Raw genomic sequence first — 26931 nt, 5'->3', positions numbered from 1 at the left:
CTTAAAAGAACCATGCCAGACGGCCTCGTGAGGGGCGCGGATGAAGTTTTTTCGCCGCTTGGCTGTCTGAGGGCCAAGACGCCCATTTTTCGCCTGCGCAAGGACCCCGCCTCCGTGAGCCGACAGCCCCCCTCCCGCAAGGCGCGGGTCGACAATTCCGCTACCAGCGATGTTTCGCACGAGGGCAAGAACATCTTCTTTGCCGCGGTGGAAACCACGCGGATGCCGATGCTGGTGACCGATCCCAAGCAGCCGGACAACCCGATCATCTTCGCCAACAACGCCTTCACCGACATGACCGGCTACCAGGTGGACGAGTTGCTGGGGCGCAACTGCCGCTTCCTGCAGGGACCGGAGACGGATCGTTCGGTGGTCGTCCAGATTCGCGAGGCGGTGGAGCAGGAGCGCGAGATCTCGGTGGAGATCATCAACTACCGCAAGGACGGCTCGACCTTCTGGAATGCGCTGTTCGTCTCGCCGGTGTATAACGACGCGGGCGAGCTGACCTACTACTTCGCGTCCCAGCTGGATGTCAGCCGGCGGCGCGACGCCGAGGACGCCCTGCGCCAGGCGCAGAAGATGGAGGCGCTAGGCCAGCTCACCGGCGGCATCGCCCACGACTTCAACAATCTGCTGCAGGTGATGATGGGCTATATCGACATCATCCAGCGCACTGCGGAAAAGCCCAGCTTCGACCAGGAACGCATCGTGCGCAGCGCCACCCACGCCAAGTCGGCGGCGGAGCGCGCCAGTACCCTCACCCAGCAGCTGCTGGCCTTTTCCCGCAAGCAGAAGCTCGAAGGCCGGGTACTCAACCTCAACAACCTGATCCGCACCTCCCATGAACTGGCGGAGCGGACCCTGGGCGACGTGGAAATCCGCACTCAGTTGGACCCCGAGCTGTGGAATTGCCGCATCGATCCCACCCAGGCCGAGGTGGCGCTGCTCAATATCCTGATCAACGCCCGCGACGCCCTGGCGGATTGCCCGCAGCCCAGCGTGGGCATCGAGACGCGCAACGTCGAGGTGCGCGAGCTGGCGAACATGTCCTACGACGGCCTCATGCCCGGGCGCTATGTCAGCCTGGCGATCACCGACAACGGCCACGGCATGCCGGCCAGCATCCGCGATCGGGTGATGGATCCCTTCTTCACCACCAAGGAAGAAGGCAAGGGCTCGGGGCTCGGCCTGTCGATGGTCTATGGCTTCGCCAAGCAATCCGGCGGCACGGTGCGCATCTATTCGGAAGAAGACGTCGGCACCACCCTGCGCCTTTACTTTCCGGTGGATGACAGCCATGTCACCCAGCAACAGGCCGAGCAGCGCTCGGAGCGCCGCAGCGGTACCGAGCGCATCCTGGTGGTGGAAGACCGTCCGGACGTTGCGGAACTGGCCAAGCTGGTGCTGGAAGACTACGGCTACACCGCGCAGATCGCCTTCAATGCCAGCGAAGCCCTGCGCCTGCTGCGCGAAGACGAGCAGCCGTTCGACCTGGTGTTCACCGACCTGATCATGCCGGGCGGCATGAATGGGGTGATGCTGGCGCGCGAGGTGAAACGCCTGCACCCGGCGATGAAGATACTGCTCACCACCGGCTACGCCGAGAATTCGCTGGAGCGCACCGACATCGGCGGTTCGGAATTCGATGTGATCTCCAAGCCCTACATCCCCAACGACCTGGCGCGCAAGATTCGCCGGGTGCTGGACGGACCCAACGGGATCGCCTGAGGGTGCGAGCGCTCTTACCCGCGCCGGGGCCGGGCCGTGTCGATGGGTCGGAGTGGCCTTGGACCAGCGACACGATTAGACTGACGATTAACGGGGCGCGGATCGCGCCCTCCGTTTTTTCCGCTGCATGGTTCCAACGCAGCCCCATCGCTCCCTTCACCTCAGCGTAACGCACAGCGCCCCTGCTCCAGCAGCCGTCTGCGCCGCATGTTTTCCGTGCTCTTCGTTTCCGACGCCGCGAGGTTTGGCCATCCATGAATTCTTCTAGCGCGTCCATTATCGCGACAGGCAATGCCGGCCTGGATCAGGTCCTGCGCGGCGGTCTACCCAAGGATCGGCTCTACCTGCTGGAGGGCACCCCAGGTTCGGGCAAGACGACCCTGGGCTTGCAGTTTCTCTTCGAAGGCGTCCGCCAGGGCGAGTCGGTGCTCTATATCACCCTGTCGGAGACCAGCGAAGAGCTGCGGTGCGTGGCCGAGTCCCACGGCTGGAGCCTGGACGGCGTGCACCTGTTCGAGCTGTCCGCCGCCGATGCCGTGCTCGGCGGTGCGCAGGAGCAGACCATCCTGCATCCCTGGGAGTCCGAACTGGGTGACACCATCGAGCTGATCCAGGCCCGCGTCGACGAACTCCAGCCGCGCCGCCTGGTGTTCGACAGCCTGTCGGAGATGCGCCTGCTGGCCCAGGATCCCTTGCGCTATCGCCGCCAGGTGCTCGCGCTCAAGCAATTCTTCGCCGGACGCGGCCTGACCGTGTTGCTGGTGGACGATCTGACCGCCAGTGGGGGCGAGCGCGACAATCATCTGCACAGCCTCTGCCACGGGGTGCTGACCCTGGAGCGCCTGACCCTGGACTTCGGCGCCGCCCGCCGGCGCCTGCAGATCCAGAAGTTGCGTGGCGTGGACTTCATCGCCGGCTATCACGACTTCGTCCTGCGCCGCGGCGGCCTGGAGATCTATCCGCGCATGATCGCCGCAGGGCGCTACCAGGATTTCGTGGGCCAGCCCGTGCCCAGCAACATCGCGGACATGGATGCGCTGCTGCATGGCGGCCCCCTGCGCGGCACCAGCACCCTGATCACCGGCCCGGCCGGTACCGGCAAGACCACCCTGGCCCTGCAATATGTCACCGCGGCCTGCGCGCGCGGCGAAAGGTGCGCCGTCTATGAATTCGACGAGCGTATCGGCACCCTGCTCAAGCGCGCGGAAAGCATGGGTATGCCGCTCCATCGCTATATCGACGAGGGTCTGCTGGTGGTCCACCAGATCGATCCGGCCGAACTGTCTCCCGGCGAATTCGCCTGGCGCGTACGGCGGGATGTCGATGAGAACGACTGCCGACTGCTGGTCATGGACAGCCTCAACGGCTACCTCGCCGCCATGCCCCAGGAGCAACACCTGATCCTGCAGATGCACGAGTTGCTTTCCTACCTGAGTCAGTCCGGGGTGGTGACCTTTCTCATCAATCCCCAGCACGGTCTGGTCGGGACGATGACCTCCAGCCTCGACATCTCCTACATCGCCGATACCGTGGTGCTGATCCGTTTCTTCGAGGCCCAGGGCCGACTGCGCAAGGCCATTTCCATCCTCAAGCACCGCGGTGGCGGCCACGAGGACGCGATTCGGGAATTGCGCATCGATACCCGGGGCATCCGGGTGGGTCAGCCCCTGGTGGACTTCCGCGGCGTGCTGACCGGCACCCCGGAGTACTTCGGTGCCAAGCAACCCCTGATGGAAGAGCGCGATTGACCGAGACCAAGACGTCTTCCTGCGAGCTGATCATCTGTGCCCCGCTCCGGGGCGATGCCGCCAGCCTGCAGCGACTCTTCACCCAGGGCTATCACACGCGCTGCCTGTCCACGCTCAACGAGGTTGCAGCCGCGCTGGGCGACGAGACGGGCATCATCGTGTTTACCGAGGAGGCTCTGCGCCAGGAGCTGAACGCTCTGGCGCAGGCCTTGGAGCGCCAGCCGACCTGGTCGGACATCCCGCTGGTGCTGCTGGCTTCCGACTCCAAACGCTCGGGCCGCGGCAACGATCTCCTGCGTCGTCAGCTGCCCGCGGCCGCCACCAATCTGGTCATCCTGGAGCGGCCCCTGAGTGGGGCCTCCCTGCTGAGCAGCGTGGCCGCCGCCTGGCGGTCGCGACTGCGCCAGTTCGAGATGCGCGACCGTCTCGCCGAACTCGCCCAGGAGCGCGAACGCCTGCAGACGCTGCTGGAGAACCTGCCGGTGGGGGTGTGCTTCATGGATGCCCAGGGCCGCACCCTGGTCAGCAATCCCTTCTATGAGCAGTACGTGCCGGGTCAGCGCATTCCGTCCCAGCAACCGCAGGAAGTGGCGCGCTGGACCGCGCTCGACAGCAATGGCCGGCTGCTGCCGCCCGAACGTTTCCCGGGCGCTCGGGCGCTGGGTGGCGAGCGGGTCAAGGGGCAGGACTTCTATCACACCAGTGCCACCGGCGAGGAATCCTGGCTGCGGGTGAGCGCGGTGCCGCTTCACGACGCCGGCCAGCAGATCATCGGTGCGACTACGGTGATCGCCGATATCAGCGAGGAGAAACGCGCGGAACTGGCCTTGCGCCGCTTCAACGAAGAACTGGAAGTCCAGGTCGAGGAGCGCACCCGTACCCTGGCGCTTACCCTTAGCGAATTGCAGCGGGAAACCGCCGAACGCAGTCGCGCCGAAGAGCAGCTGCGTCAGTCACTGAAGATGGAAGCGGTCGGCCAGCTCACCGGCGGCATCGCCCATGACTTCAACAACATGCTCACCGGGGTGCTGGGCGCCCTGGACCTGATGAAGATCAAGAACAAGGGGCAACTTGCCGGCCTGGAGCGCTACATGGAGGCGGCGCAGCACTCGGCGCATCGGGCGGCGGCGCTCACCCAGCGGTTGCTGGCCTTCTCGCGCAGGCAATCGCTGGAATCGCGCCCGATGTCGGCCAACGACCTGATCCTGGCGCTGCAGGATCTGCTGCAGGGCACCGTGAGCGAGCAGATCTCGGTGACGCTGGAACTGGACCCGACGGCGCCCTGGATCCTGGCCGACGCCAACCAGCTGGAGAATGCCCTCCTCAACCTGGTGATCAATGCCCGCGATGCCATGCCGGATGGCGGCGTCGTCACCCTGGCGACCTATCCGGTGACGGTCACCGAGCCGGCGGCCGAAGACGAGGCGCTGCCTCCAGGAGACTATGTCTGCATCGAGGTGCGGGACACCGGAACCGGCATTCCGGAGCGGTTGCTGGACAAGGTGCTCGAGCCCTTCTTCACCACCAAGCCCCAGGGCCAGGGCACCGGTCTGGGGCTGTCGATGGTCTATGGCTTCGCCCGGCAGAGCAATGGCCGCCTGACCCTCGCCAGTGACGCCAGCGGAACCCGGGTGTGCGTCTATCTGCCCACGGCGGAACAGCGCCGCGAGCCGCAGCGCGCCGAGCCGGCGGAGCTCGTCCAGGGTGCCGGCCAGACCATCCTCCTGGTGGAAGACGACGATGCGGTACGGCTGGTCAATCAGGAGGCGCTGCAAGCCCTGGGCTATCGGGTCTGGAGCGCGGCCGAGGGCAAGGCCGCGCTGCGTCTGCTGGATCAGATCCCGCAGCTGGACCTGCTGGTGACCGACGTCGGCCTGCCGGGCCTGAACGGCCGCCAGTTGGCGGAGGTCATCCAGCAGCTCAGGCCGCGGCTGCCGGTGCTGTTCCTCACCGGCTACGCCGAGGGCGCACTCAGTAGGACCTCCTTCCTGGGTGGTAACATGGAGCTGATGACCAAGCCCTTTACCCTGGACCAGTTGGCCGCGCAGGTCGCCGCCATGCTGTCCGGGTCCGCCAATCGGGCCGTGGCGCCCTCCTGAGGTCGCCGCCGCCCCGCGACCTAGCCAAGGACCCCATGACCTCCCAGATCCGCCCCGCCCGCCGCGAAGACGCCACCCGCATCCACGAACTGATCGTCGAACTGGCCGACTATGAAAAGGCCGTCCACGAGGTGCTGGCCAGTCCGGCCCAGATCGAGGCGACGCTGTTCGCCGCCGACACCCCGACCCGGGCGCTGGTCGTCGAGCACGACGGCGTGGTGGTGGGCTATGCCGTGTATTTCTACAGCTATTCCACCTGGCTGGGCCGCAACGGCATCTACCTGGAAGACCTCTATGTGAGCCCCAGCGCCCGCGGCACTGGCCTGGGCAAGGGCCTGCTGCGCGAACTGGCCCGCGAAGCGGTGGCCAACGACTGCGGCCGCCTGGAATGGAGCGTGCTGGACTGGAACACCCCGGCCATCGACTTCTACGAAAGCCTGGGCGCCCAGGCCCAGAGCGAATGGGTGCGCTATCGCCTGGATGGCGCGGCGCTGCGGGATTTCGCCGAGAGTGGGCGGTAGGATTCACAGGTTGAATTGAGCGCCAGCGAAGCCCGACGCGATGGGACGCGACATGGGTAATGTTGGTTGCGGTTATGGCGATCCGCTGTTGCCGGGGGACGCCGATCGCGGCCATGGGCCGCTCCTACGGATTCCGATTCCCCTGCAGGAGCGCCCCATGGCCGCGATCAACGCCGTAGCGTGGAAAACGGCGCAGCCTTTTCCACCGGGGACGTCGGCATGGGGCGCGCCCTCACCCCAACCCTCTCCCAAAGGGAGAGGGGGATTTTCGACCAAGGATCAGCGTCGTAGCGTGGAAAACGGCGCAGCCTTTTCCACCGGGGACTGCGGCATGAGGCGCGCCCTCACCCCAGCCCTCTCCCAGCGGGAGAGGGGGCTTTGTCCGAGTGATAATCAGATCTTTGCCAGCCCTGAAAATCGCAGCACCGTAGCGTGGAAAACGGCGCAGCCTTTTCCACAGGGGACTGCGGCATGGGGCGCGCCCTCACCCCAGCCCTCTCCCAGAGGGAGAGGGGGCTCTGTCCGAGTGAAAATCAGATCTTTGCTAGCCCTGAAATCGCAGGCGACCGGCACAAGCCTGTCCGCATCGGCGGACCGCCACCCGTTACCGATCCGCCAGTTCCACCTGTGCCGGGCGGCGCTGCATCAGTACCTTGCCGTTACGGATGGAGTACAGCGGCAGGCCCTGGCTGCGGACCATCTCGTAGTCGCTGTCGGCGGAGAGCACCAGCAGGTTGGCCGGTCGCCCTTCCTCCAGGCCGTAGCGATCGCCCAGGCACAGGGCCTTGGCGCTGTTGACCGTGACCAGATCCAGCGCCGATTGCAGGTTGCGATAGCCGAGCATGTGGCAGATGTGCAGCCCCGCTTCCAGCACCCGCAGGATGTTGCCGTTGCCCAGCGGATACCAGGGATCGACGATGGAATCCTGGGCGAAGCAGACGTTGAGGCCGGCCTCCAGCAACTCGTTGACCCGGGTCACGCCGCGGCGCTTGGGAAAGGTGTCGAAGCGGCCCTGCAGGTGGATGCTCTCGGTCGGGCAGGAGATGAAGTTGATGCCGGCGTGGGTCAGCAGGCGGAACAGCTTGGCGCAGTAGGCGTTGTCGTAGGAGCCCATGGCGGTGGTGTGGCTGGCGGTGACCCGCGAACCCATGCCGCGGCTGCGTGCCTCTTCGGCCAGCACCTCGAGAAAGCGCGAATGGGGATCGTCGGTCTCGTCGCAATGGACGTCCACCAGGCAGCCGGTGCGCTCGGCCAGGTCCATGAGGAATTTCACCGAGCTCACGCCCTGATCGCGGGTGTATTCGAAGTGCGGGATGCCGCCGACCACATCCGCGCCCAGGCGAATGGATTCCTCCATCAATTCGCGCCCATTCTTGAAGGACTCGATGCCCTCCTGGGGAAAGGCGACGATCTGCAGGTCGATAAGGTGGGCGGTCTGCTCGCGCACCTCCAGCATGGCCTTGAGTGCGGCCAGCGACGGATCGGTGACGTCGACATGGGTGCGCACGTGCTGGATGCCATGGGCGGCCAGGGCGCGGATGGTGCGCGTGGCGCGGGTCTTGGTGTCTTCCTGGGTGATGGTGGCCTTGCGCTCGCCCCAGCACTCGATGCCCTCGAACAGGGTGCCGCTCATGTTCCAGCGCGGCTCGCCGGCGGTCAGGGTGGCGTCGAGGTGGATGTGCGGCTCGACGAAGGGCGGCACCACCAGGTTGCCGGCGGCGTCGATGTCGTCCGGCCCTACCGCAGGCGGCATGAGCTGCTCGGCGATGGCGGCGATGCGTCCGCCTTCGAGGCGGATGTCATACAGGCCTTCGCGGTCACGCAGGCGGGCGTTGAGGATGCGCATGGTCGATCTCCTAGAGCGAAGCGGGGGCGGCGGCACGACGACCGCGACTCAGGCCATTGAACACGCCATAGCCGAGCGCCGCCACCCCGATGCCCACCAGGGGCGCCACCCAGGGCGAACCGAAGGCGGCGATGGTGCCCAGGCCGTAGGCGGCCAGCCCCGGCCAGTTGTAGTGCGGCAGGCGGGCCTCGGCGAGCAGCGGATAGCGCCCGCGATGGCGCAGCCAGAAGTCGGCGACGATCACCCCGCCTATGGGTGGGATCACCGTGCCGAGCAGCACCAGATAGGGCACCAGCAGGTCGTACATGCCCAGCACGGCCAGGGCGGTACCGATCAGGGCGCCGGCCAGGGTCACCGTCTTGCGGCGGCTGGTACGCACCAGATTGCAGCCGGCCACGGCGAAGTTGTAGATGGTATTGTCCTGGGTGCTCCAGATGTTGAGCAGCAGCATGGCCAGGGCGGCGGTGGCGAAGCCCTGCAGCATCAGCACCTCCACCACGTCCGGCTGCTGGTAGACGATGGCGCCATAGGCGCCGATCAGCACCATCAGGCCGTTGCCGATGAAGAAGCCGATCAGGCTGGCCAGCACCGCCACCCGGGTGGAACGGGCGAAGCGGGTCCAGTTGGTGGCCTGGGTTGCGCCGCTGACGAAGGTGCCGAACACCAGGGTGATGGCGGTGGACAGGTCCAGGCTGGCGCTGGGCTGGATCGCCAGCAGGCCGGCCAGGCCGCCGGCCTTGGCGGTGGTCACGCTCATGGACAGGATCAGCAGCAGCGCCATGGCCGGCACGGCGATCCAGGAGAGGATCTCAAGGCCGCGGTAGCCGATGTAGGCGGTGGCGCAGAAGCCCAGGCCGAATACCGCCATCAGCGCCAGCACTGCGCCCTGCTCCAGGCCGAAGTACCTGCCCAGCACCACGGCAGCGGTGGCCGTCCCCCAGGCGTACCAGCCGATCTGGGTGAAGCCGAGGATGAGGTCGCACAGCTTGCTACCGCGTTCGCCAAAGGCGAAGCGCCCCATCAGCACCGAGTTGAGGCCGCTGCGACAGGCGATATGGCCGAGGGCGGCGGCATAGAGACCCAGCAGCAGATTGCCGAGGGCGATCACCCACAGCAGGTCGGTGAAACCGAAGGCGACCCCCAGCTTGCCGCCGGCGAACATGGTGGCGGTAAAGAAGGTGAAGCCCAGCAGCACCATGGCCAGGGAGGCCAGCCCCTTGCGGGCGTGGGGCGGGACTTCGCTCAGGGGATAGTCGTTGCCGGCGTTGCTCATAAGGCATTCCTCGGGATGGGCGTACCTGAGACTTAGCAGTGGCCGTGCCAGGCCCCGCCAAGCGGCATGGCAGAGGCCAGGACGCCCTCGCCGGCCGGCCCCTGGAGCCCGGCTTTGGTGCAAGGCACAGCCCCGTGCCTTGGCCGGGAGCGGTCAAGTGTGAGACGGTTGCCGCGGCCGTCTCACAAGGAAAAGATCATGACCACGCCACGCCTCGCCGTCCTGGGTTCCGGTCTCATGGGCATCGGCATCGCCGTACACCTGGCGCGCCACGGCCATGCCGTGCAGCTGCAGGACGTCGACCCCGCCCGCCTCGCCGAGGTGGCCGCCACCGCGCGCACCCTGCTCGCCGAGCTGGAAGAAGCCGACATCGCGGTGGACACCGAGGCGGTCATCGCCCGCCTCAGCACCACGACCGAGCTGGCCGATCTCGCCGACTGCGACCTGCTGTTCGAAGCCGTGCCCGAGCGCCTGGAGCTCAAGCACCGCCTCTATGCCCAGCTCGAAGCCGTGCTGCGCCCCGATGCCCTGATCGCCAGCAACACCAGCGGCCTGCCACCGGACGAGTTGGCCGCGCACCTGCGCCATCCCGAGCGCCTGCTGATCGCGCACTTCTGGAATCCACCGCACTTCATTCCCCTGGTGGAGCTGGTGCCCGGCACGGCCACCCTGCCCGCCCATCTGGAATCCGTGCGCCTACTGCTGGAAGCCGCGGAACTGGAAGCCGTGGTCCTGCAGCGCGCCATTCCCGGCTTCGTCGGCAATCGCCTGCAATTCGCCCTGCTGCGCGAGGCCCTGCACATCGTGCAGAGCGGCGCGGCGGATGCCGAGACGGTGGACCGGGTGATGCGCGCCTCCCTGGGTCGGCGCTATGCCATGGTCGGGCCGCTGGAAGCGGCGGACATGGGTGGCCTGGATACCTTTCGCGACATCGCCCGGCATCTCTGGCCGACCCTTGCGCGGGACGAGGCGCCGCTGCAGCTGCTGGAAGACCAGGTGGCCGCCGGCCGTACCGGCCTGCGCAGCGGCCACGGCTTCCATGAGTGGGACGCCGCGCGGCGTGAGCGCATCGTCCAGCGGCGGCTGCACCAGCTGCGCCATGCGCTGAAGCCATGAGCCGCACCCCGCCGGGTCTGCCCGGGCTGGAAGACTACGCCGACATCCGCCAGCGGGCGATCCGCTCGCTGTTCGAGATCATCGAGCAGACCAGCAACGGCACGGTGATCGTCGACCGCGAGGCGCGCATCGTCTGGATCAACCAGAGATACGCCCAGCACTTCGGCCTGCCGGATGCCGCCGCCGCCATCGGTCAGCCGGTGGAACAGGTCATTCCCCACAGCCTGCTGCGCGAGGTGGCGCGCAATGGCCAGCCGATCCTGCTGGACATGCTGGAGACCCGCAACGGACCGCTGGTGGTGATGCGCCTGCCGATCCATACCGACGAGGGCGAACTGATCGGCGCCATCGGCTTCGCCCTGTTCGACCAGTTGCAGCAACTGGCGCCGCTGGTGACCCGCTACCTGCGCATCCAGGAAGAACTGGCCACCACCCGGCGCTCGCTGCAGCATGCGCGCACCGCCAAGTACGGCTTCGGCCACTTCGTCGGCAGCGGCCCGGCCAGCCTGGAGGTCAAGCGCCGCGCCCGGCGCGCGGCCGCCAGCGAGGCCGCGGTACTGCTGCTGGGCGAAACCGGCACCGGCAAGGAGTTGCTGGCCCACGCCATCCACGGCGCCTCGCCACGGGCCGGGCGGCCCTTCGTCAGCATCAATGCCGCGGCCATCCCGGAAAGCCTGCTGGAAGCGGAATTCTTCGGCACCGCGCCGGGCGCCTTCACCGGTGCCGAACGGCGCGCCCGCCCGGGCAAGCTGCAGATCGCCCAGGGCGGCACCCTGTTTCTCGACGAGATCGGCGACATGCCCCTGGCCTTGCAGGCCAAGCTGCTGCGGGTGCTGCAGGAAAAGGAGTACGAACCCCTGGGCTCCAACGAGGTGCTGGCCTGCGACGTGCGCATGATCGCCGCCACCTCCCGCGACCTGGAGACCGCCGTGGCCGAGGGACGCTTTCGCGCCGATCTCTATTACCGCCTCAACGTGCTGCCGATCCGCATCCCGCCGCTGCGTGAACGCCTGGACGACCTGGCGGTGCTGGCCGAGGCCATCCTCGACGGGCTGCCGCAGGTGGGCGGACAGTCGACGCCCGACCTCACCGCCGACGGCCTGGCCTTACTGCAGCGCCAGCCCTGGCCCGGCAATGTGCGGGAGTTGCGCAACGTGCTGGAGCGCGCGGTGCTGCTGGGCGACGACAGCCAGCTGGACGCCGCGGCGCTGGCGGAGGCCCTGGGCGTTTCCGCCGAACTGCCAGCCAAGCCTGTGACGAGCGCTACCGGCGAAACCTACGCCGAAGCGCGCCAGCGCTTCGACCGGGAATTGTTCCAGGCGACCCTGGCCGCCTGCGGCGGCAAGGTAGACGAAGCCGCCCGGCGCCTTGGGTTGGGGCGTTCCACGCTATACAAGAAGCTGGTGGCGCTGGGGCTTATGTCTCGAACATGAGACAGATCCATAGATAGAGACAAAGCCTGTAGGAGCGGCCCATGGCCGCGATTGACGATCTATCGCGGCCATGGGCCGCTCCTACAGAGTCATGCGCAGGCTGGGTGGAGAAGGCTTTATCGTCGAAGCCCAACATGGCCGGCGTCGAGCTGTTGTTGGGCTTCGCTGCGCTCAGCCCAACCTACGGGGTCCAGATTTTGAGACAAAATGGCGGTAATTGGCAGCGATCAAAATAAAAATCCATACAAAACAATAACCTATGAATCTGGCACGGTTCTGGCTCCTGCATTCGGGCGATCTCTGCATCGCCCTATAACAACAAGAACCGCTTCGCCCCAGGCGAAGCTCTAGGAGAAGCCATGAGTGTCCTGATCGCACTCGCCGCCCTGGCGCTGCTGATGTTCGCCGCCTACCGGGGTTTCAGTGTCATCCTCTTCGCCCCTCTCGCCGCCCTCGGCGCCGTGCTGCTCACCGACCCGTCCGCCGTGGCGCCCGCCTTCACCGGGGTGTTCATGGACAAGATGGTGGGCTTTCTCAAACTCTATTTCCCGGTGTTCATGCTGGGCGCCCTGTTCGGCAAGCTGATCGAGCTGTCGGGCTTTTCCCGTGCCATCGTCGCCGCGGCCATTCGTCTGCTCGGTCGCGAGCGGGCCATCCCGGTGATCGTCGCGGTCTGCGCCCTGCTCACCTATGGCGGCGTCTCGCTGTTCGTGGTGGTCTTCGCGGTCTATCCCTTCGCCGCGGAGATGTTTCGCCAGAGCGACATCCCCAAGCGGCTGATCCCGGCGACCATCGCCCTGGGCGCCTTCTCCTTCACCATGGACGCTTTGCCCGGCACGCCGCAGATCCAGAACATCATCCCCACCAGCTTCTTCCAGACCACCGCCTGGGCCGCGCCCTGGCTGGGCCTGGCCGGATCGCTGTTCGTCATCGCCGTGGGCCTGACCTACCTCGGCAGCGCTCGCCGCAAGGCGCGCAACAGTGGCGAAGGCTATGCCAGCGTACCGCTGCGCAACGAACCCGAGACCGCTGCCGACCTGCCGCTGCCCAATCCCTGGCTGGCCCTGGCGCCGCTGGTGCTGGTGGGCGTGCTCAACCTGCTGCTGACCCGCTGGATTCCCGACTGGTACGGCGCCACCCATAACCTGGCCCTGCCCGGCATGGCCAAACCGGTGACCCAGGAAGTCGCCAAGCTGACCGGCATCTGGGCGGTGGAAGGCGCGCTGCTGGCGGGCATCCTGCTGGTGCTGGCGACCGGCTTCGGCGCCATCCGCGGACGCCTGGCGGAAGGCAGCAAGACGGCCGTCTCCGGCGCCCTGCTGGCCGGGATGAACACGGCCTCGGAATACGGCTTCGGCGCGGTGATCGCCGCCCTGCCCGGCTTCGTGCTGTTCGCCCAGGGCCTCAAGGCCATCCCCGATCCGTTGATCAACGAAGCCGTCAGCGTGACCCTGCTGGCCGGTATCACCGGCTCGGCGTCCGGTGGCATGAGCATCGCCTTGGCCGCCATGAGCGACACCTTCATCGCCGCCGCCAACGCGGCCGGCATCCCCCTGGAGGTGCTGCACCGGGTGGCGGCCATGGCCAGCGGCGGCATGGACACCCTGCCGCACAACGGCGCGGTCATCACCCTGCTGGCGGTGACCGGCCTGACCCACCGCGAAGCCTATGGCGGCGTGTTCAAGATCACCCTGATCAAGACCGTGGCGGTGTTCTTCGTCATCGCCCTCTACTACCTGACCGGCCTCGTCTAAGGAGACAGCCATGGACCTCACCGGCAAGACCGCCCTGGTCACCGGCTCCACCAGCGGCATCGGCCTGGGCATCGCCCAGCGCCTGGCCGCCGCTGGCGCCACCCTCATCCTCAACGGCTTCGGCGATCCCGCTGCGGCCCAGGCCAGCCTGCCCGGCCGCAGCGGCTTCCACGGCGCCGACCTGTCCAGGCCAGAGGAGATCGAAGAGCTCTTCGCCTACGCCCAGCGCGACTTCGGCGGCGTGGACATCCTGGTCAACAACGCCGGCATCCAGCACGTGGCGCCGGTGGAAGACTTTCTGGTGGAGCGCTGGGACGCGGTGATCGCGCTCAATCTCTCGGCGGTGTTCCACACCACCCGCCTGGCGCTGCCGGGCATGCGCGCGCGCGACTGGGGGCGCATCATCAACATCTCTTCGGTGCATGGCCTGGTGGCCTCCACCGGCAAGGCCGCCTATGTGGCCGCCAAGCATGGCGTGGTGGGCCTGACCAAGGTCACCGCCCTGGAGACCGCGCGTACCGGCATCACCTGTAACGCCCTCTGCCCGGGTTTCGTGCTCACCCCGCTGATCCAGCAGCAGCTGGACAGCCGTGGCAGTGATCCGGACCAGGCGCGGCGCGACCTGCTCAGCGAGAAGCAGCCGTCGCAGGAATTCGTCACCACCGACCAGTTGGGCGAACTGGCGCTGTTCCTGTGCAGCCAGGCCGCTGCTCAGGTACGGGGCGCCGCCTGGACCATGGACGGCGGCTGGACCGCCCAATAACGACAAGAGGATCTCCATCATGAACAAGCTCTATCCCAACGCCGCGGCCGCCCTCGATGGGCTGGTCAGCGACGGCATCACCCTGGCCGTGGGCGGCTTCGGTCTCTGCGGCATCCCCGAGGCGCTGATCGCCGCCCTGAGAGACACCGGCGCCCGCGAACTGACCGCCATCAGCAACAACGCCGGGGTGGACGGCTTCGGCCTCGGCCAGCTGCTGGAGACCCGGCAGATCCGCAAGATGATTTCCTCCTACGTGGGCGAGAACAAGGAATTCGAGCGCCAGTACCTGGCCGGCGAACTGGAGCTGGAATTCACCCCCCAGGGCACCCTGGCCGAGAAGCTGCGCGCCGGTGGCGCGGGCATCCCGGCGTTCTATACCCGCACCGGCTACGGCACCCTGGTGGCCGAGGGCAAGGAGGTCCGCGACTTCAATGGCCAGCCCCATGTCATGGAGCTGGCGCTGATCGCCGACGTGGCTCTGGTCAAGGCGCAGCGCGCCGACAAGGCCGGCAACCTGGTCTTCAACAAGACCGCGCGCAACTTCAATCCGCTGTGCGCCATGGCCGGTCGCGTCTGCGTGGCCGAGGTGGAAGAGCTGGTGGAGGTCGGCGAGCTGGATCCCGACCAGATCCACCTGCCCGGCATCTTCGTGCAGCGCCTGGTGGTCAACGCCAGCCCCGAGAAACGTATCGAGAAACGCACCCTGAGCGAGGAGAAGTAAGATGGCCTGGACCCGCGAACAGATGGCGCAACGCGCCGCCCGGGAGCTGCAGGACGGCTTCTACGTCAACCTCGGCATCGGCTTGCCGACCCTCGTCGCCAACTATATCCCCGCCGGCATGGACGTCTGGCTGCAGTCGGAAAACGGCCTGCTCGGCATCGGCCCCTTTCCCACCGCCGAGACGGTCGATCCGGACCTGATCAACGCCGGCAAGCAGACCGTCACCGCCCTGCCCGGCAGCAGCTATTTCGACAGCGCCGCGAGCTTCGGCATGATCCGCGGCGGCCACGTGAACCTCGCCATCCTCGGCGCCATGCAGGTGTCGGAACAAGGCGACCTGGCCAACTGGATGATCCCCGGCAAGATGGTCAAGGGCATGGGCGGCGCCATGGACCTGGTAGCCGGCGTGCAGCGCGTGGTGGTGCTGATGGAGCACACCGCCAAGGGCGCCCACAAGATCCTGCCAGCCTGCGACCTGCCGCTGACCGGGGTCGGCGTGGTCGACCTGATCATCACCGACCTGGCCGTGCTGGAGGTGACCGAAGGCGGCCTCAAGCTGGTGGAACTGGCCGAAGGCGTGAGCCTCGATGAACTGCGCGCCGCCACCGGCGCCCCCATCCAGGCCTGAGGAGACCCCAGCCATGCAAGACGTCGTCATCGTCGCCGCCACCCGCACCGCGGTCGGCAGTTTCCAGGGCTCCCTGGCCAACGTACCCGCGGTGGAGCTCGGCGCCACCGTCATCCGCGCCCTGCTGGCGCAGACCGGTGTGGCACCGGCCGAGGTGGATGAAGTCATCCTCGGTCAAGTGCTCACCGCCGGCGCCGGCCAGAATCCCGCCCGCCAGGCGGCGGTCAAGGCCGGCCTACCCCACGAGGTGCCGGCCCTGACCCTCAACAAGGTCTGTGGCTCCGGCCTCAAGGCGGTGCAACTGGCCGTCCAGGCGATCCGTTGCGGCGACGCCGATATCGTCATCGCCGGTGGCATGGAGAACATGAGCCTTGCGCCCTATGTGCTGCCCAAGGTGCGCAGCGGCCTGCGCCTGGGGCATGCCGAGCTGGTCGACTCAATGATCAGCGATGGGCTGTGGGATGCCTTCAACGACTACCACATGGGCCAAACCGCGGAGAATCTGGTGCAGCAGTACCAGATCAGCCGCGAGGCCCAGGATGCCTTCGCCGCCCGCTCCCAGCAGCGCGCCGCGGCGGCGGTGGAATCCGGGCGTTTCCGCGAGGAGATCACCCCGGTGGCCATCCCCCAGCGCAAGGGCGAGCCGCTGCTGTTCGACACCGACGAAGGCATTCGCGCCGACACCACCGCCGAGGGCCTGGCCCGCCTGCGGCCGGCCTTCGCCAAGGACGGCAGCGTCACCGCCGGCAACGCCTCCAGCCTCAACGACGGCGCCGCCGCGGTGCTGGCAATGAGCGCGACCAGGGCCGAGGCGTTGGGCCTGACGCCGCTGGCCCATATCGCCGCCTATGCCAGCGCCGGGGTCGACCCGGCGATCATGGGCATCGGCCCGGTCTCGGCCACCCGCAAGACCCTGGAAAAGGCCGGCTGGCAACTGGCCGACCTGGACCTGATCGAGGCCAACGAAGCCTTCGCCGCCCAGGCCCTGGCCGTGGGCCAGGAGCTGGGTTGGGATGACGAGAAGGTCAACGTCAACGGCGGCGCCATCGCCCTGGGCCACCCTATCGGCGCCTCGGGGTGCCGGGTGCTGGTGACCCTGCTGCACGAATTGCGGCGGCGCGAGGGCCGGCGTGGCCTGGCGACCCTGTGTATCGGCGGTGGTCAGGGCGTGGCCCTGGCGGTGGAGCGGCGCTAGTCCCTATCGCGGCCGTGGGCCGCTCCTACAGATACGGACACACTGTAGGAGCGGCCGCATCGGCGGACCGCCATGGCCGCGATATGACCCCAACCGCGTGGAAAAGGCTGCGCCGTTTTCCACGCTACGCCTGATGTTCCCCTGAAAAACAACAACAAAAGGATCTCCCATGAGTTCAACCCCCTCCCGCGATTCGCGCAGCGCGCGGTTCGCCCTGGCCTGTTCCAACTGGGCCGAGCGCTGGTTTCCCGATTCCTGGGTGTTCGCCGTGCTCGCCGTGGCCGTGGTGGCCGTGGTGGCCCTGGGCATGGGCGCGCCGGCGGCCAAGACCGCCAAGGCCTTTGGCGACGGCTTCTGGAGCCTGATTCCCTTCACCATGCAGATGGCCTTCGTGGTCATCGGCGGCTATGTGGTGGCCAGTTCCGGCCCGGCCGGGCGCCTGATCGAGCGTCTGGCGCGGGTGCCCCGTACCGGTCGTGGCGCGGTGTGCTGGGTGGCCCTGGTGGCCATGCTCGCCTCGCTGCTCAACTGGGGCCTGAGTCTGGTGTTCGGCGGCCTGCTGGTGCGCGCCCTGGCCCGCCGCGAAGAACTCAAGATGGACTATCGCGCCGCCGGCGCCGCGGCCTACCTGGGCCTGGGCGCGGTCTGGGCGCTGGGGCTGTCGTCCTCGGCGGCGCAGTTGCAGGCCAATCCGGCCAGCCTGCCGCCCTCGATCCTCGCCATCACCGGGGTGATTCCCTTCAGCCAGACGCTGTTCCTCTGGCAATCGGGCGCCCTGCTGCTGGTGCTGCTGGTGGTCTCGGCGGTGATCGCCTATGTCACCGCGCCCGGGCCGGACAGCGCACGCGATGCCCGTGCCTGTGGCGTCGACGTCACCCCGGCACCCAAGCCGGCCGCCACACCGACCCGCCCGGGAGAATGGCTGGAATACAGTCCGATCCTGATCGTGCTGCTGGTGCTCCTGGCCGCGGGCTGGCTGGTGCAGGAATTCGCCAGCAAGCCGGCCATCGAGGCCATTTCCGGGCTGAACACCTACAACCTGCTGTTCATCTCCCTGGGCGCCCTGCTGCACTGGCGGCCGCGGCATTTCCTCGACGCCGTGGCCCGCGCCGTGCCGGCCACCACCGGAGTGCTGATCCAGTTTCCGCTGTACGGCTCCATCGCTGCCATCCTGACCAAGGTCAATGGCGCCGATGGCCAGACTCTGGCGCACCATATCGCGGCATTTTTCACCCAGATCGCCACCCACGACACCTTCGCCCTGCTGATGGGCGTCTACTCGGCGCTGCTGGGGTTCTTCATCCCCTCCGGCGGGGGCAAGTGGATCATCGAGGCGCCCTACGTCATGCAGGTGGCCAACGATCTGCAGTATCACCTGGGCTGGGCCGTGCAGATCTACAACGCCGCCGAGGCATTGCCGAATCTGATCAATCCCTTCTACATGCTGCCGCTGCTGGGCGTGCTGGGGCTGAAGGCGCGCGACCTGGTCGGCTTTTCCTTCGTGCAGCTGCTGGTCCATGCACCCCTGGTGCTGGTGCTGCTATGGCTGTTGGGGGGAACGTTGGCCTATCTGCCGCCGGTACACCCGTAGCTCGGGTGGGGCGCAGACGGTAAAGCGGGAGGGGTGGAGCGGGAGCCGGCTGAATCTCAGCCGGCGATGGCCAGGCGGGTGCTGTCGATGATGGCCTGCAGGCGGCTCGGGTTGCTGTATTCGTCGCGGTAGATCCGGCGGGTGTGCTTGGCCACGCCATGCTCGTTGACGACGATGAAGGAAAAACCACGCTTGCTGGGCGCGTCGATGACGCAGCTCATCGGCGCGAAAGCGGCGCTGAGGGCATGCATGGCGTTCTGGGCTTGGGCTTGTATGTTCATGACTTCAGTTGTAAACCTCACGTGTGACGCTGCTATGACAAAGGTCTTGACCGATAGTGCCTAGACTTGCCAGTTATTGTTAGCAATAGGCGTGCCGGAATGTAACAAGGCCTTTTCCGACACGCCCTGCCCTCACTTGCCGGCAGCCTGCTGGCGACGCTTGGCTCGCCGCGACAGCATGTTCAGGCCCTCGATCAGCGCCGAGAAGGCCATGGCCGCGTAGATGTAGCCCTTGGGCACATGGGCGCCGAAACCCTCGGCGATCAGGGTCATGCCGATCATGATCAGGAAGCCCAGCGCCAGCATCACGACGGTGGGGTTGTCGTTGATGAACCTGGCCAGGGGGTCGGCCGCCAGCAACATGACGGTCACCGCCACCACCACCGCGATCACCATCACCGGCAGGTGCTCGGTCATGCCGACGGCGGTGATGATGCTGTCCACCGAGAACACCAGGTCCAGCAGGAGGATCTGCACGATGGCCGAACCGAAGGCCAGGGTCGCCGTCTCGCCGCCCTTGCTCAGGGCGCTGTCGGGCTCGGGATCGACGTTGTGATGGATCTCCTTGGTCGCCTTCCACAGCAGGAACAGGCCACCGGCGATCAGGATCAGGTCCTTCCAGGAAAAGCTCTTGCCGAACACCTCGATGATGGGCTCGGTGAGCTGGACGATCCAGGCCACGGTACCGAGCAGACCCAGGCGCAGGATCAGCGCCAGGCTGATGCCGATGCGGCGGCCCTTCTGCTGTTGGTGCGCGGGCAGCTTGTTGGTCAGGATGGAGATGAAGATGAGGTTGTCGATGCCCAGCACCACTTCCATCACGATCAAGGTGGCGAGAGCAGCCCAGACGGTCGGGTCGGCGGCGAGTTGTAGCAGATAGTCCATTGCGGCGCGGTTCCAGTGGGAAGAGAAAGGCCTGACAGGGTCAGGCCGCAGGTCTCACCATCAGAGCTTCGCATCTGTGAAATGCTCGTGAAGGCCTCTGCCGCAATTGTTTCAAACTGTCGCAGCGGTACGCCGCTGAACGAAGCGCGCCACATAGTCGTCGGCCGGCTGGCCGAGGATGTCCGCCGGGGTGCCCACCTGCACCAGCCGACCGTCACGCAGGATGGCGATGCGATTGCCCAGGCGCAGGGCCTCGTCCAGGTCATGGGTGATGAAGACGATGGTCTTGTGCAGGCGCTGTTGCAGCTCCAGCAGTTGCTCCTGCATCTCGGCGCGGATCAGTGGATCGAGGGCGGAAAAGGCCTCGTCCATCAGGATGATCTCGGTATCGGCCGCCAGGGCGCGGGCAAGGCCGACGCGCTGGCGCATGCCGCCGGAGAGCTGGTGCGGCCATTTGCGCTCGTAGCCGGCCAGACCCACCACCTCCAGCCAGTGCAGCGCCCGTTCGCGGCAGACCGCCTTGGGCTCGCCGCGCACCTTGAGACCGTAGGCGACGTTGTCCAGCACTCGCCGATGGGGCAGCAGGCCGAAGCTCTGGAACACCATGCTGATGCGCTGGCGGCGCAATTCGCGCAGCGCCGGCAGTGGCAGCTGGAGGATGTCCTGGCCATCGATGAGGATGCGCCCGCTGCTGGGATCGATCAGCCGGTTGAGGTGGCGCACCAGGGTCGATTTGCCGGAACCGGAAAGGCCCATGATGACGAAGATCTCGCCCTCGGCGATTTCCAGGGACAGATCGTCCACCCCCACCACGCAACCGGTGCGGGCGAGGATCTCGGCCTTGTCGTGCCCCTCGCGCAGCAGCGCCAGGGCCGCCTGTTCGCGCTTGCCGAAGATCTTGGAGACCCGCTCGACGACGATCTTCATCGCTCCACCTCATGGCGCTGGCGGCCATAGGCCTGGGTGATGCGGTCGATGACCACGGCGAGGATGACGATGGCCAGGCCCGCCTGCAGGCCCTTGCCCACGTCCAGAGTCTGGATGCCCACCAGCACCTCTTCACCGAGGCCGCGGGCGCCGATCATGGAGGCGATCACCACCATGGACAGCGCCATCATGGTGGTCTGGTTGATGCCGGCCATGATGCTCGGCAGCGCCAGCGGCAGCTGCACGCCGAACAGCTGCTGCCAGCGACTGGCGCCAAAGGCGTTGACCGCTTCCATGACCTCGCGATCGACCTGGCGGATGCCCAGATCGGTGAGGCGGATCAGCGGTGGCGCGGCGTAGATCACCGTGGCGAAGATCGCCGGCACCTTGCCCAGGCCGAACAGCATCAGCACCGGGATCAGGTACACGAAGCTGGGCATGGTCTGCATGATGTCCAAGAGCGGCATCAGCACCAGGCGCAGGCGGGCGCTACGGGCGCAGAGGATGCCCAGGGGCACACCGATGATGACCGCGATGGCGGTGGCCACCAGCACCAGGGCCAGGGTCTGCATCAGCTTGTCCCACAGCCCCAGGGCGCCGACCAGGAACAACAGGCCGGTGATCAGTAGCGTCGGCACCACCCGGCGGGTGGCGTGGGCGGCCAGGGCCGCGACGATCAGCAACAGCGCCCACCAGGGGGTGCCGCGCAGCAGGCCCTCGAGCCAGACGATGGCCTGCAGCAGGGTGTCGGAGATGGTTCGGAAGACGTCGCCGTAGCGCGTCACCAGCCAGTCGACGCCACGATTGACGGCGTCGGCGAAGGAAAAGGTCAGGCCTTCGGGAAACATCCTAGAGCGCCGCCTGGATCTTGCTGCGCGCCGCGGCGTCGGTCACCCAGGCCTGCCAGAGTTCCGGATGGGCCTTGAGCAGCGCCTTGGCGGCGGCGGGGGCGTCCTGCTTGGTTTCGGCCTGCTCGGCCAGGGTGCGGTTGAGCAGTTCGATGGGCACATTGACCCGACTCAGCACCGCCACCAGTTCGGGGGCGCCGTCGTGGAAGGGCTTGGAGAGGCCGGCCTGCACCTGGATGCGCTTGGCTTCGCCATCGCGCGGCTTGAGCTGGACCATGTCGACCCGACCCAGCAGGGGCGTTGGCGACCAGTAGTAGGTGAGGATCGGCTGCTTGCGCTTGGTGGCCGAGACGATGGCCGCATCCAGCGCCGGACCGGTGCCGGGGCGGAAGTTGGTGTATTTGTCGCTCAGGCCGTAGCTCTGCAGCATCTGGGTGTTTTCCAGTTCGCAGGTCCAGCCGGCCGGGCAGTTGTAGAAGCGGCCCTTGCCCGGCTCTTCCGGATCGCGGAACAGCTCGGCGTACTGACCCAGGTCGGCGATGCTCTTCAGCTTGGGCGCCTTGGCGCCCTCGCCTTCGACCAGATAGCGCGGCACGTACCAGCCTTCGGTGGCGCCCTCGATTGGCGCACCGACGCCGATCACCTTGCCGGCCGCGGCGGCCTTGTTCCAGGCCTCGCTGCGGCCGATCCACTCCTCGGCGAACACCTGGATGTCGTTGTTGCCCAGGGCCTGCTCCAGGGTGATGGAGTTGCCGGGGATGCTATCCACCTTGCAGTCGTAGCCGTGCTGCAGGACGAAGCCCATCAGTTCGGTGAGCAGTATGCCGCTCTCCCAGTTCACCCCGGCGAACTTGACCGGCTTGCTGGCGCACCAGCTGTCGGCTTGGGCGGTACCGGCGGCGAGCAGGCCAAGGGAAAGGCCGGCGGCCAGGAGGGAACGGCGAGGAAAGGCTGTAGGCATGGGTGGCTCCGTCTGCACTGGGAGGGCCAGGGCGGCAGAGCCGGTCCGCTGGCTATCCTATCTTGGTCAGCGCCAATGGCTCAGGGTTCAGCCAGAGGCCCTGGCACTGCCGTTACCCGCCTCGGCGCTGCTGAATCCGGGAGCCTGCTCCGGTCGATCGATCGTCGCCACCCGGGTCCGTCGATCTCTCTTCACTGGCTGCGACACCCGCGCGAATGGCCGCTGCGCTCGAACTTTGCCCACGCGCGCCTCTTCTACCGGAGGTCACCTTCGCGGAGCCGAGCATGCGTATCCATCACCTCAACTGCGGCTGCATGTGCCCCCTGGGCGGGGCGCTGTACGACGGCTTCAGCCGCGGACTCGCCGCCCACCTCGCCTGTCACTGCCTGCTGGTGGAAACCGACCGGGACGGCCTGGTGCTGGTGGATACCGGCTTTGGCGAAGCCGATCTGCGGGAGCGCGGCCGGCGCCTGAGTCCCTTCTTCCGGCTGATGAATCGTATCCAGTACGATCCCGAACTCAGCGCCCTGGCGCAGCTCCGCCGCCTGGGTTTTCGTCCGGGCGATGTCCGCCATATCGTGCTGACCCATCTGGATTTCGACCACGCCGGCGGCCTGGACGACTTTCCCCAGGCCCAGGTCCATGTGCTGCAGCGGGAGTGGGATGCGCAGCGCCAGCGCCACGGCTTCATCGGTCGGCGCCGCTACAGTCCGGCGCAGTGGCAAGGCATCCGCCATTGGCATTTCCACGAGCCCCGGGGCGAGGCCTGGCACGGCTTCGCCAGCGTGCGAGACCTGCCTGGCCTGCCGCCGGAAATCCTGATGATCCCCCTGCCCGGCCACACCCCGGGCCATGCCGGCATCGCCGTCCAGCACGACGGGGGCTGGTTGCTGCACGCCGGCGACGCCTATTTCTACCGCGACGAGATGCGCCGGCCCGAACGCCACTGCACGCCGGGGCTGAGGTTCTACCAGCGACTGATGGAAGCCGACCGCGCCAGCCGCCTGGACAACCAGGCCCGCCTGCGCGAACTCTCCCTGCGCCAGGACCTGGGGCTGACGCTGTTCTGCAGTCATGATCTGATGGAGCTCAAGCGGTTGCAGGAGGGTGAGCGGGTTTAGGTTGCATAAGTACGGGGCTGACTGCGGTACAAGCACCCAATCGCGACCATGGCGGTCCGCCGATGCGGCCGCTCCTACAGTTCAGATTGGATGCAGGAGCGAATGTCTTGGCGTTTTAGGGGTACATCAGGTGTAGAACCGTAGCGTGGAAAACGGCGCAGCCTTTTCCGCTGGGGACTTCGTGGCGAGGGACGCCCTCACCCCAACCCTCTCCCAAGGGGAGAGGGAGTCATCCGTGCAGACGCTCATCGCCACTAGCCCCCGCAGGATCGCGGTCGGCCGACGTGCCTGCGTCCGCAGGAGCGGCCGCATTGGCGGACCACTATGGCCGCGACAGGTCTTAAGCAATCACTGGATAACCCTGCTCCACCGCTTCTCGCCGCCAGTCCAGCAGCGGTAGATAGGTCGTCTCGTCCACCGCCGTGACGCCCTCGAGGGCCAGGATGTCGGCCAGGGCAGGATCGGCGGCCAGGCTGTCGTTCAGGGCGGCGCGCAGGGCTTCCACGTCCGCATCCGAACGACTGGCGGCGGTGACGAAGGGCAGCGTCGGACTGGGGCGGGTGCGTTGCAGCAGGCGCAGACCGGCGACCCGCTCGGGTTGGGCGCGCTGCAGATAGCCGTAGGTCACGGCATCCACCGAGGCGACATCGGCATGCCCTTGCTGCAACAGTGCCAGGCTGTTGGCGTGGCTCTCGCTGACGATCATCTCGCCGAAGAAGCGGGCCCGCTCCGCCAGGGGCGCCACGGCGTGGCGCAGCAGATTCATGCCGGTGTTGGAATCCAGGCCGTTGAGCGCCACGCGCTTGCCGCGCAGATCGGCCAGGCTGGTCGCCTCCAGCGTCTCGGGCACCAGGATGAAGGCGCAGTGCTCGGCCGCCTGGCAGCCCGCGAAGCGATAGCGCGGCGCCGCCACCAGGCGCACCTGGCCGCGCAAGCGGGTGGCCCAGGGATAGCCGCAGGTCTGCGCCAGCAGCAGCTCGGGATGCGTCCAGAGCGCCGGCAGCTCCTCGGGCGCGGGGTCGAGCGTCTCGTCCAGGCGCAGCGCCACGGCTTCGGCCAGCTGGCGATAGGCGTCGCGCACCTCGGCAGGCTCGACGTACATGGTAAGGGCGGCGACGGTCATGGGCGGCTCCAGCATGGAAAACCGCCATTATCCGCTATCACTGCACTCAGAGCGCCGCCTTTACCCGTTCGGCGTTTTCCGCCGGCAGCCAGGTCGTCCAGACCTCCGGATGCTCCTTGAGGAAACGCTTGGCCACCACCTGGGCGTCTTCGCGTTTCTCGGCCATGCCGGCAAGGATGCCGTTGAACTGGTCGAGGGGGAATTCGACCTTCTCGAACAGCGCCACCAGGGCCGGTGCCTTGTCGTGCAGGTCGCGGGAGACGCCGATGGTGATCTTGGCCGGCAGCGAGCGCGACGGCAGCGGATCGGGATTCTTCGGATCCGACAGGGTCTCCCAGGCCTTCTCGCTGAAGGGCGGCTCTTCCAGCTGGACCAGCTTGTAGCGGCCCATCAGCGGGGTCGGCGACCAATAGTAGAAGAGCACCGGCTCGCCACGGCGCATGGCGGTGGCGATGGCCGCGTCCAGCGCGGGACCGGTACCGGTGCGGAAGTTGGTGTAGCTGTCGGTCAGCTTGTAGGCCTTGAGCTTCTGGCTGTTGACGATCTCGCAGGTCCAGCCGGTCGGACAGTTGAGGAAGCGGCCCTTGCCAGGCTCTTCCGGATCACGGAACAGCTCCTTGTAGCGCGGCAGATCGGCGACGCTCTTGAGGTCCGGCGCCTTGGCCTGGATGCCACGCGCGGGGTCGCCCTTGACCAGGTATTCCGGTACCCACCAGCCTTCGGTGGCGCCCTTGACCGTCTCGCCGACGGCAAAGACCTTGCCGGCCTTTTCCGCCGCGCGCCCGGCCGGACTGCGCCCGGCCCACTGCTCGCCAGTGACCTGGATGTCGTTTTGCGCCAGGGCGTTTTCCAGGGTCACGGTGTTGCCCGGCACGCTGTCGGTCTGGCAGCCATAACCCTTTTCCACCAGCAGGCGCAGCACCTCGGTGGTGAACATGCCGCTCTCCCAGTTGGGGCCGGCGAACTTCACCGTCTGCGGATAGGGACAGCCGCCGTCGGCGGCAAAGGCCAGCGGGGTGATGGCGAGGCTGGCGAGGGTCAGGGCGAGACGCAGGCGCATGGGCTAACTCTCCGACGAGGACGTGGGCCTTTCGACCCCCGGCACTGCCATTCGTCCCCGCGGCCCAGAGCTATTTCACAGCGGACCGCCCTCGGCGGTCTTGCGCAGGCCGGCGATCACCGTCTCGCCGGTTTCCCGGGCCAGCTCGGCGTACCAGGCCTGGGTGGCCAGGGGCTCATGCCCGTGGGTGATCTCGCAGCGCTTGCGCGCCCGCTCGACGATGCCGGCCACCCGCTCCAGCCGCGCGGCCTGATAGGCCTGGAGCGCGGCCAGGGGATCCTGTTCGGCGTCCAGACAGCGCGCCAGCACCCAGGCATCCTCCATGGCCTGGCAACCGCCCTGCCCCAGGTCCGGGGCCATGGCATGGGCGGAATCGCCCAGGAGCGCCACCCGCCCCTGCACCAGGGTCGGCAACGGCCGGGTATCGTGGATCTCCACCCGGGCCACGCCCTGGGGGTCCAGCCGTTCGATCAGGCGCTGCACCGGCGGCGCCCAGCCGGCGAAATGCTCGGCCAGCTCCGCACGGTAACGGCTGCGATCGTTGGGCGTGCCCTTGGGCAGGGGCACGTCGAAGAAGAAATAGAATTCATCGCCGCCCATGGGCATCAGCGAGACCCGCTGATGCGCCCCGACGAATTGCGCCCAGTCCTGGGCCTCGGCCAGATCCGGCGCGATCTGCACCCGCCCGTTCCAGTTCACGTAGCCGCAATACTCGCGGGTGATGGCCTGGCCCACCACCCGCTCCCGCAGGCGCGAGTGGGTGCCATCGGCGGCGATCAGCAGGTCGGCCCGTTCGCGCCGACCATCGCCGAGCAGCACGGTCACCCCGGCCGCATCCTGCTCGAAGCCCTCGCAGCCGACGCCCAGGGTCACGTGCTCGGCGCCCACCGCTTCGAGCAGGAGGCGCTGCAGGTGGGCGCGGGCGATGGGGCGCGCCGGTCGGCCCACGGCCTCGTAGAGCGGCAGCAGGCTGAACCGGGTAAGCAACTGTCCCTCATGGTCGCGATAGCTCATGGTCTGCATGTCGCCGCTGACCGCGGCGATAGCGGACCCGAGCCCCAGTTGCTCCAGCACCTTGACGCCATTGGGCCAGATGGAGAGGGCCGCGCCGATGGGGGCCAGATCCTGCGCGCGCTCGAACAGGCGGACCCGGTGGCCGGCCTGTTGCAGCGCCAGGGCGGCGGTGAGACCGCCCATGCCGGCGCCGGCGATGATGATGTCGAGAGATGGCATGACGGACCTCGTTGACCGGTAACAGATGCCTTGGGCAAGCAATTTCCTGACCAAGTGGTCAAGTATTGCCGCCCGG

The 26931-nt window shown here is 67.3% G+C and carries 23 protein-coding genes; 13 read left to right on the top strand and 10 right to left on the bottom strand.

Annotated features, from left to right (window positions below; all coding sequences use genetic code 11):
* Positions 1-114: 114 nt before the first annotated feature.
* The 4 genes from PSEK12I1_RS0120820 (at position 115) to PSEK12I1_RS0120805 (ending at position 6096) form a co-directional block, all read left to right on the top strand.
* A complete protein-coding gene (locus tag PSEK12I1_RS0120820) occupies positions 115-1728 on the top strand; it encodes a histidine kinase famiy protein (RefSeq protein WP_027602801.1) in 1614 nt (537 codons plus the stop codon).
* A 254-nt stretch (positions 1729-1982) separates the two neighbouring features.
* Positions 1983-3476 carry an ATPase domain-containing protein gene (locus PSEK12I1_RS0120815; protein WP_027602800.1) on the top strand — a complete coding sequence of 498 codons (1494 nt, stop codon included), beginning with the start codon at positions 1983-1985 and terminating at the stop codon, positions 3474-3476.
* Positions 3473-5575 carry an ATP-binding protein gene (locus PSEK12I1_RS0120810; RefSeq protein ID WP_027602799.1) on the top strand — a complete coding sequence of 701 codons (2103 nt, stop codon included), beginning with the start codon at positions 3473-3475 and terminating at the stop codon, positions 5573-5575. The genes PSEK12I1_RS0120815 and PSEK12I1_RS0120810 overlap by 4 nt, the downstream gene beginning before the upstream one ends.
* 35 nt (positions 5576-5610) lie before the next feature.
* Positions 5611-6096 (top strand): GNAT family N-acetyltransferase, encoded by a 486-nt coding sequence (locus PSEK12I1_RS0120805; protein WP_027602798.1) that lies wholly within the window; start codon positions 5611-5613, stop codon positions 6094-6096.
* Between the two features lie 604 nt (positions 6097-6700).
* Here the strand turns inward: PSEK12I1_RS0120805 and codA are convergent.
* Complete coding sequence (gene codA / locus PSEK12I1_RS0120800; RefSeq protein WP_027602797.1) at positions 6701-7942, bottom strand: cytosine deaminase; 1242 nt, start codon at positions 7940-7942, stop codon at positions 6701-6703.
* A gap of 10 nt (positions 7943-7952) precedes the next feature.
* On the bottom strand, positions 7953-9215 hold the full coding sequence (codB, locus tag PSEK12I1_RS0120795) for a cytosine permease (protein ID WP_027602796.1): 1263 nt from the start codon (positions 9213-9215) through the stop codon (positions 7953-7955).
* 198 nt (positions 9216-9413) lie between these two features.
* Between codB and PSEK12I1_RS0120790 the strand changes: the two genes are divergently transcribed.
* From PSEK12I1_RS0120790 to PSEK12I1_RS0120755, 8 genes are all read left to right on the top strand, one after another.
* Positions 9414-10331, top strand: a complete 918-nt coding sequence (locus tag PSEK12I1_RS0120790; RefSeq protein WP_007162854.1) for a 3-hydroxyacyl-CoA dehydrogenase family protein — start codon at positions 9414-9416, stop codon at positions 10329-10331.
* A complete protein-coding gene (locus PSEK12I1_RS0120785) occupies positions 10328-11764 on the top strand; it encodes a sigma-54-dependent Fis family transcriptional regulator (protein WP_027602795.1) in 1437 nt (478 codons plus the stop codon). Before PSEK12I1_RS0120790 ends, PSEK12I1_RS0120785 begins: the two co-directional genes overlap by 4 nt.
* Before the next feature lie 359 nt (positions 11765-12123).
* On the top strand, positions 12124-13518 hold the full coding sequence (locus PSEK12I1_RS0120780) for a GntP family permease (protein WP_017641834.1): 1395 nt from the start codon (positions 12124-12126) through the stop codon (positions 13516-13518).
* Between the two features lie 10 nt (positions 13519-13528).
* Complete coding sequence (locus tag PSEK12I1_RS0120775; protein WP_027602794.1) at positions 13529-14281, top strand: 3-hydroxybutyrate dehydrogenase; 753 nt, start codon at positions 13529-13531, stop codon at positions 14279-14281.
* 19 nt (positions 14282-14300) lie between these two features.
* Positions 14301-15002: a CoA transferase subunit A gene (locus tag PSEK12I1_RS0120770; protein ID WP_027602793.1), complete on the top strand. Its 702-nt coding sequence runs from the start codon at positions 14301-14303 to the stop codon at positions 15000-15002.
* 1 nt (position 15003) lies between these two features.
* A complete protein-coding gene (locus tag PSEK12I1_RS0120765) occupies positions 15004-15630 on the top strand; it encodes a CoA transferase subunit B (protein WP_007162849.1) in 627 nt (208 codons plus the stop codon).
* Positions 15631-15643: 13 nt separating this feature from the next.
* Positions 15644-16825, top strand: coding sequence for an acetyl-CoA C-acetyltransferase (locus PSEK12I1_RS0120760; RefSeq protein WP_027602792.1), 1182 nt, complete (start codon positions 15644-15646; stop codon positions 16823-16825).
* A gap of 169 nt (positions 16826-16994) precedes the next feature.
* Positions 16995-18416, top strand: coding sequence for a short-chain fatty acid transporter (locus PSEK12I1_RS0120755; protein WP_027602791.1), 1422 nt, complete (start codon positions 16995-16997; stop codon positions 18414-18416).
* Positions 18417-18472: 56 nt separating this feature from the next.
* On the opposite strand, the gene PSEK12I1_RS0120750 is transcribed toward PSEK12I1_RS0120755, so the two are convergent.
* From PSEK12I1_RS0120750 to PSEK12I1_RS0120730, 5 genes are all read right to left on the bottom strand, one after another.
* Entirely contained in the window at positions 18473-18697 is a 225-nt protein-coding gene (locus PSEK12I1_RS0120750; protein ID WP_007159037.1) for a hypothetical protein, read from the bottom strand.
* Between the two features lie 132 nt (positions 18698-18829).
* Positions 18830-19582, bottom strand: coding sequence for a TerC family protein (locus PSEK12I1_RS0120745; RefSeq protein WP_007159038.1), 753 nt, complete (start codon positions 19580-19582; stop codon positions 18830-18832).
* A 111-nt stretch (positions 19583-19693) separates the two neighbouring features.
* Positions 19694-20509, bottom strand: a complete 816-nt coding sequence (locus tag PSEK12I1_RS24015; RefSeq protein WP_007159039.1) for a glycine betaine/L-proline ABC transporter ATP-binding protein — start codon at positions 20507-20509, stop codon at positions 19694-19696.
* Positions 20506-21357, bottom strand: a complete 852-nt coding sequence (locus PSEK12I1_RS0120735; protein WP_027602790.1) for a proline/glycine betaine ABC transporter permease — start codon at positions 21355-21357, stop codon at positions 20506-20508. The genes PSEK12I1_RS24015 and PSEK12I1_RS0120735 overlap by 4 nt, the downstream gene beginning before the upstream one ends.
* A 1-nt stretch (position 21358) precedes the next feature.
* Positions 21359-22318: an ABC transporter substrate-binding protein gene (locus tag PSEK12I1_RS0120730; protein ID WP_027602789.1), complete on the bottom strand. Its 960-nt coding sequence runs from the start codon at positions 22316-22318 to the stop codon at positions 21359-21361.
* A 284-nt stretch (positions 22319-22602) separates the two neighbouring features.
* Between PSEK12I1_RS0120730 and PSEK12I1_RS0120725 the strand changes: the two genes are divergently transcribed.
* Positions 22603-23439, top strand: a complete 837-nt coding sequence (locus tag PSEK12I1_RS0120725; protein ID WP_027602788.1) for an MBL fold metallo-hydrolase — start codon at positions 22603-22605, stop codon at positions 23437-23439.
* A gap of 340 nt (positions 23440-23779) precedes the next feature.
* Here the strand turns inward: PSEK12I1_RS0120725 and PSEK12I1_RS0120715 are convergent, their stop codons facing one another.
* From PSEK12I1_RS0120715 to hpxO, 3 genes are all read right to left on the bottom strand, one after another.
* A complete protein-coding gene (locus PSEK12I1_RS0120715; protein WP_037007233.1) occupies positions 23780-24562 on the bottom strand; it encodes a phosphate/phosphite/phosphonate ABC transporter substrate-binding protein in 783 nt (260 codons plus the stop codon).
* Between the two features lie 46 nt (positions 24563-24608).
* Positions 24609-25622 (bottom strand): ABC transporter substrate-binding protein, encoded by a 1014-nt coding sequence (locus PSEK12I1_RS0120710; RefSeq protein ID WP_027602785.1) that lies wholly within the window; start codon positions 25620-25622, stop codon positions 24609-24611.
* Positions 25623-25697: 75 nt separating this feature from the next.
* On the bottom strand, positions 25698-26855 hold the full coding sequence (gene hpxO, locus PSEK12I1_RS0120705; RefSeq protein WP_027602784.1) for an FAD-dependent urate hydroxylase HpxO: 1158 nt from the start codon (positions 26853-26855) through the stop codon (positions 25698-25700).
* Positions 26856-26931: the final 76 nt, after the last annotated feature.

This window comes from Pseudomonas sp. MOIL14HWK12:I1, from assembly GCF_000510705.1.
GTDB classification, from domain to species: Bacteria; Pseudomonadota; Gammaproteobacteria; order Pseudomonadales; family Pseudomonadaceae; genus Chryseomonas; species Chryseomonas oryzihabitans.
This window is presented reverse-complemented; position numbering and strand designations above follow the sequence as displayed.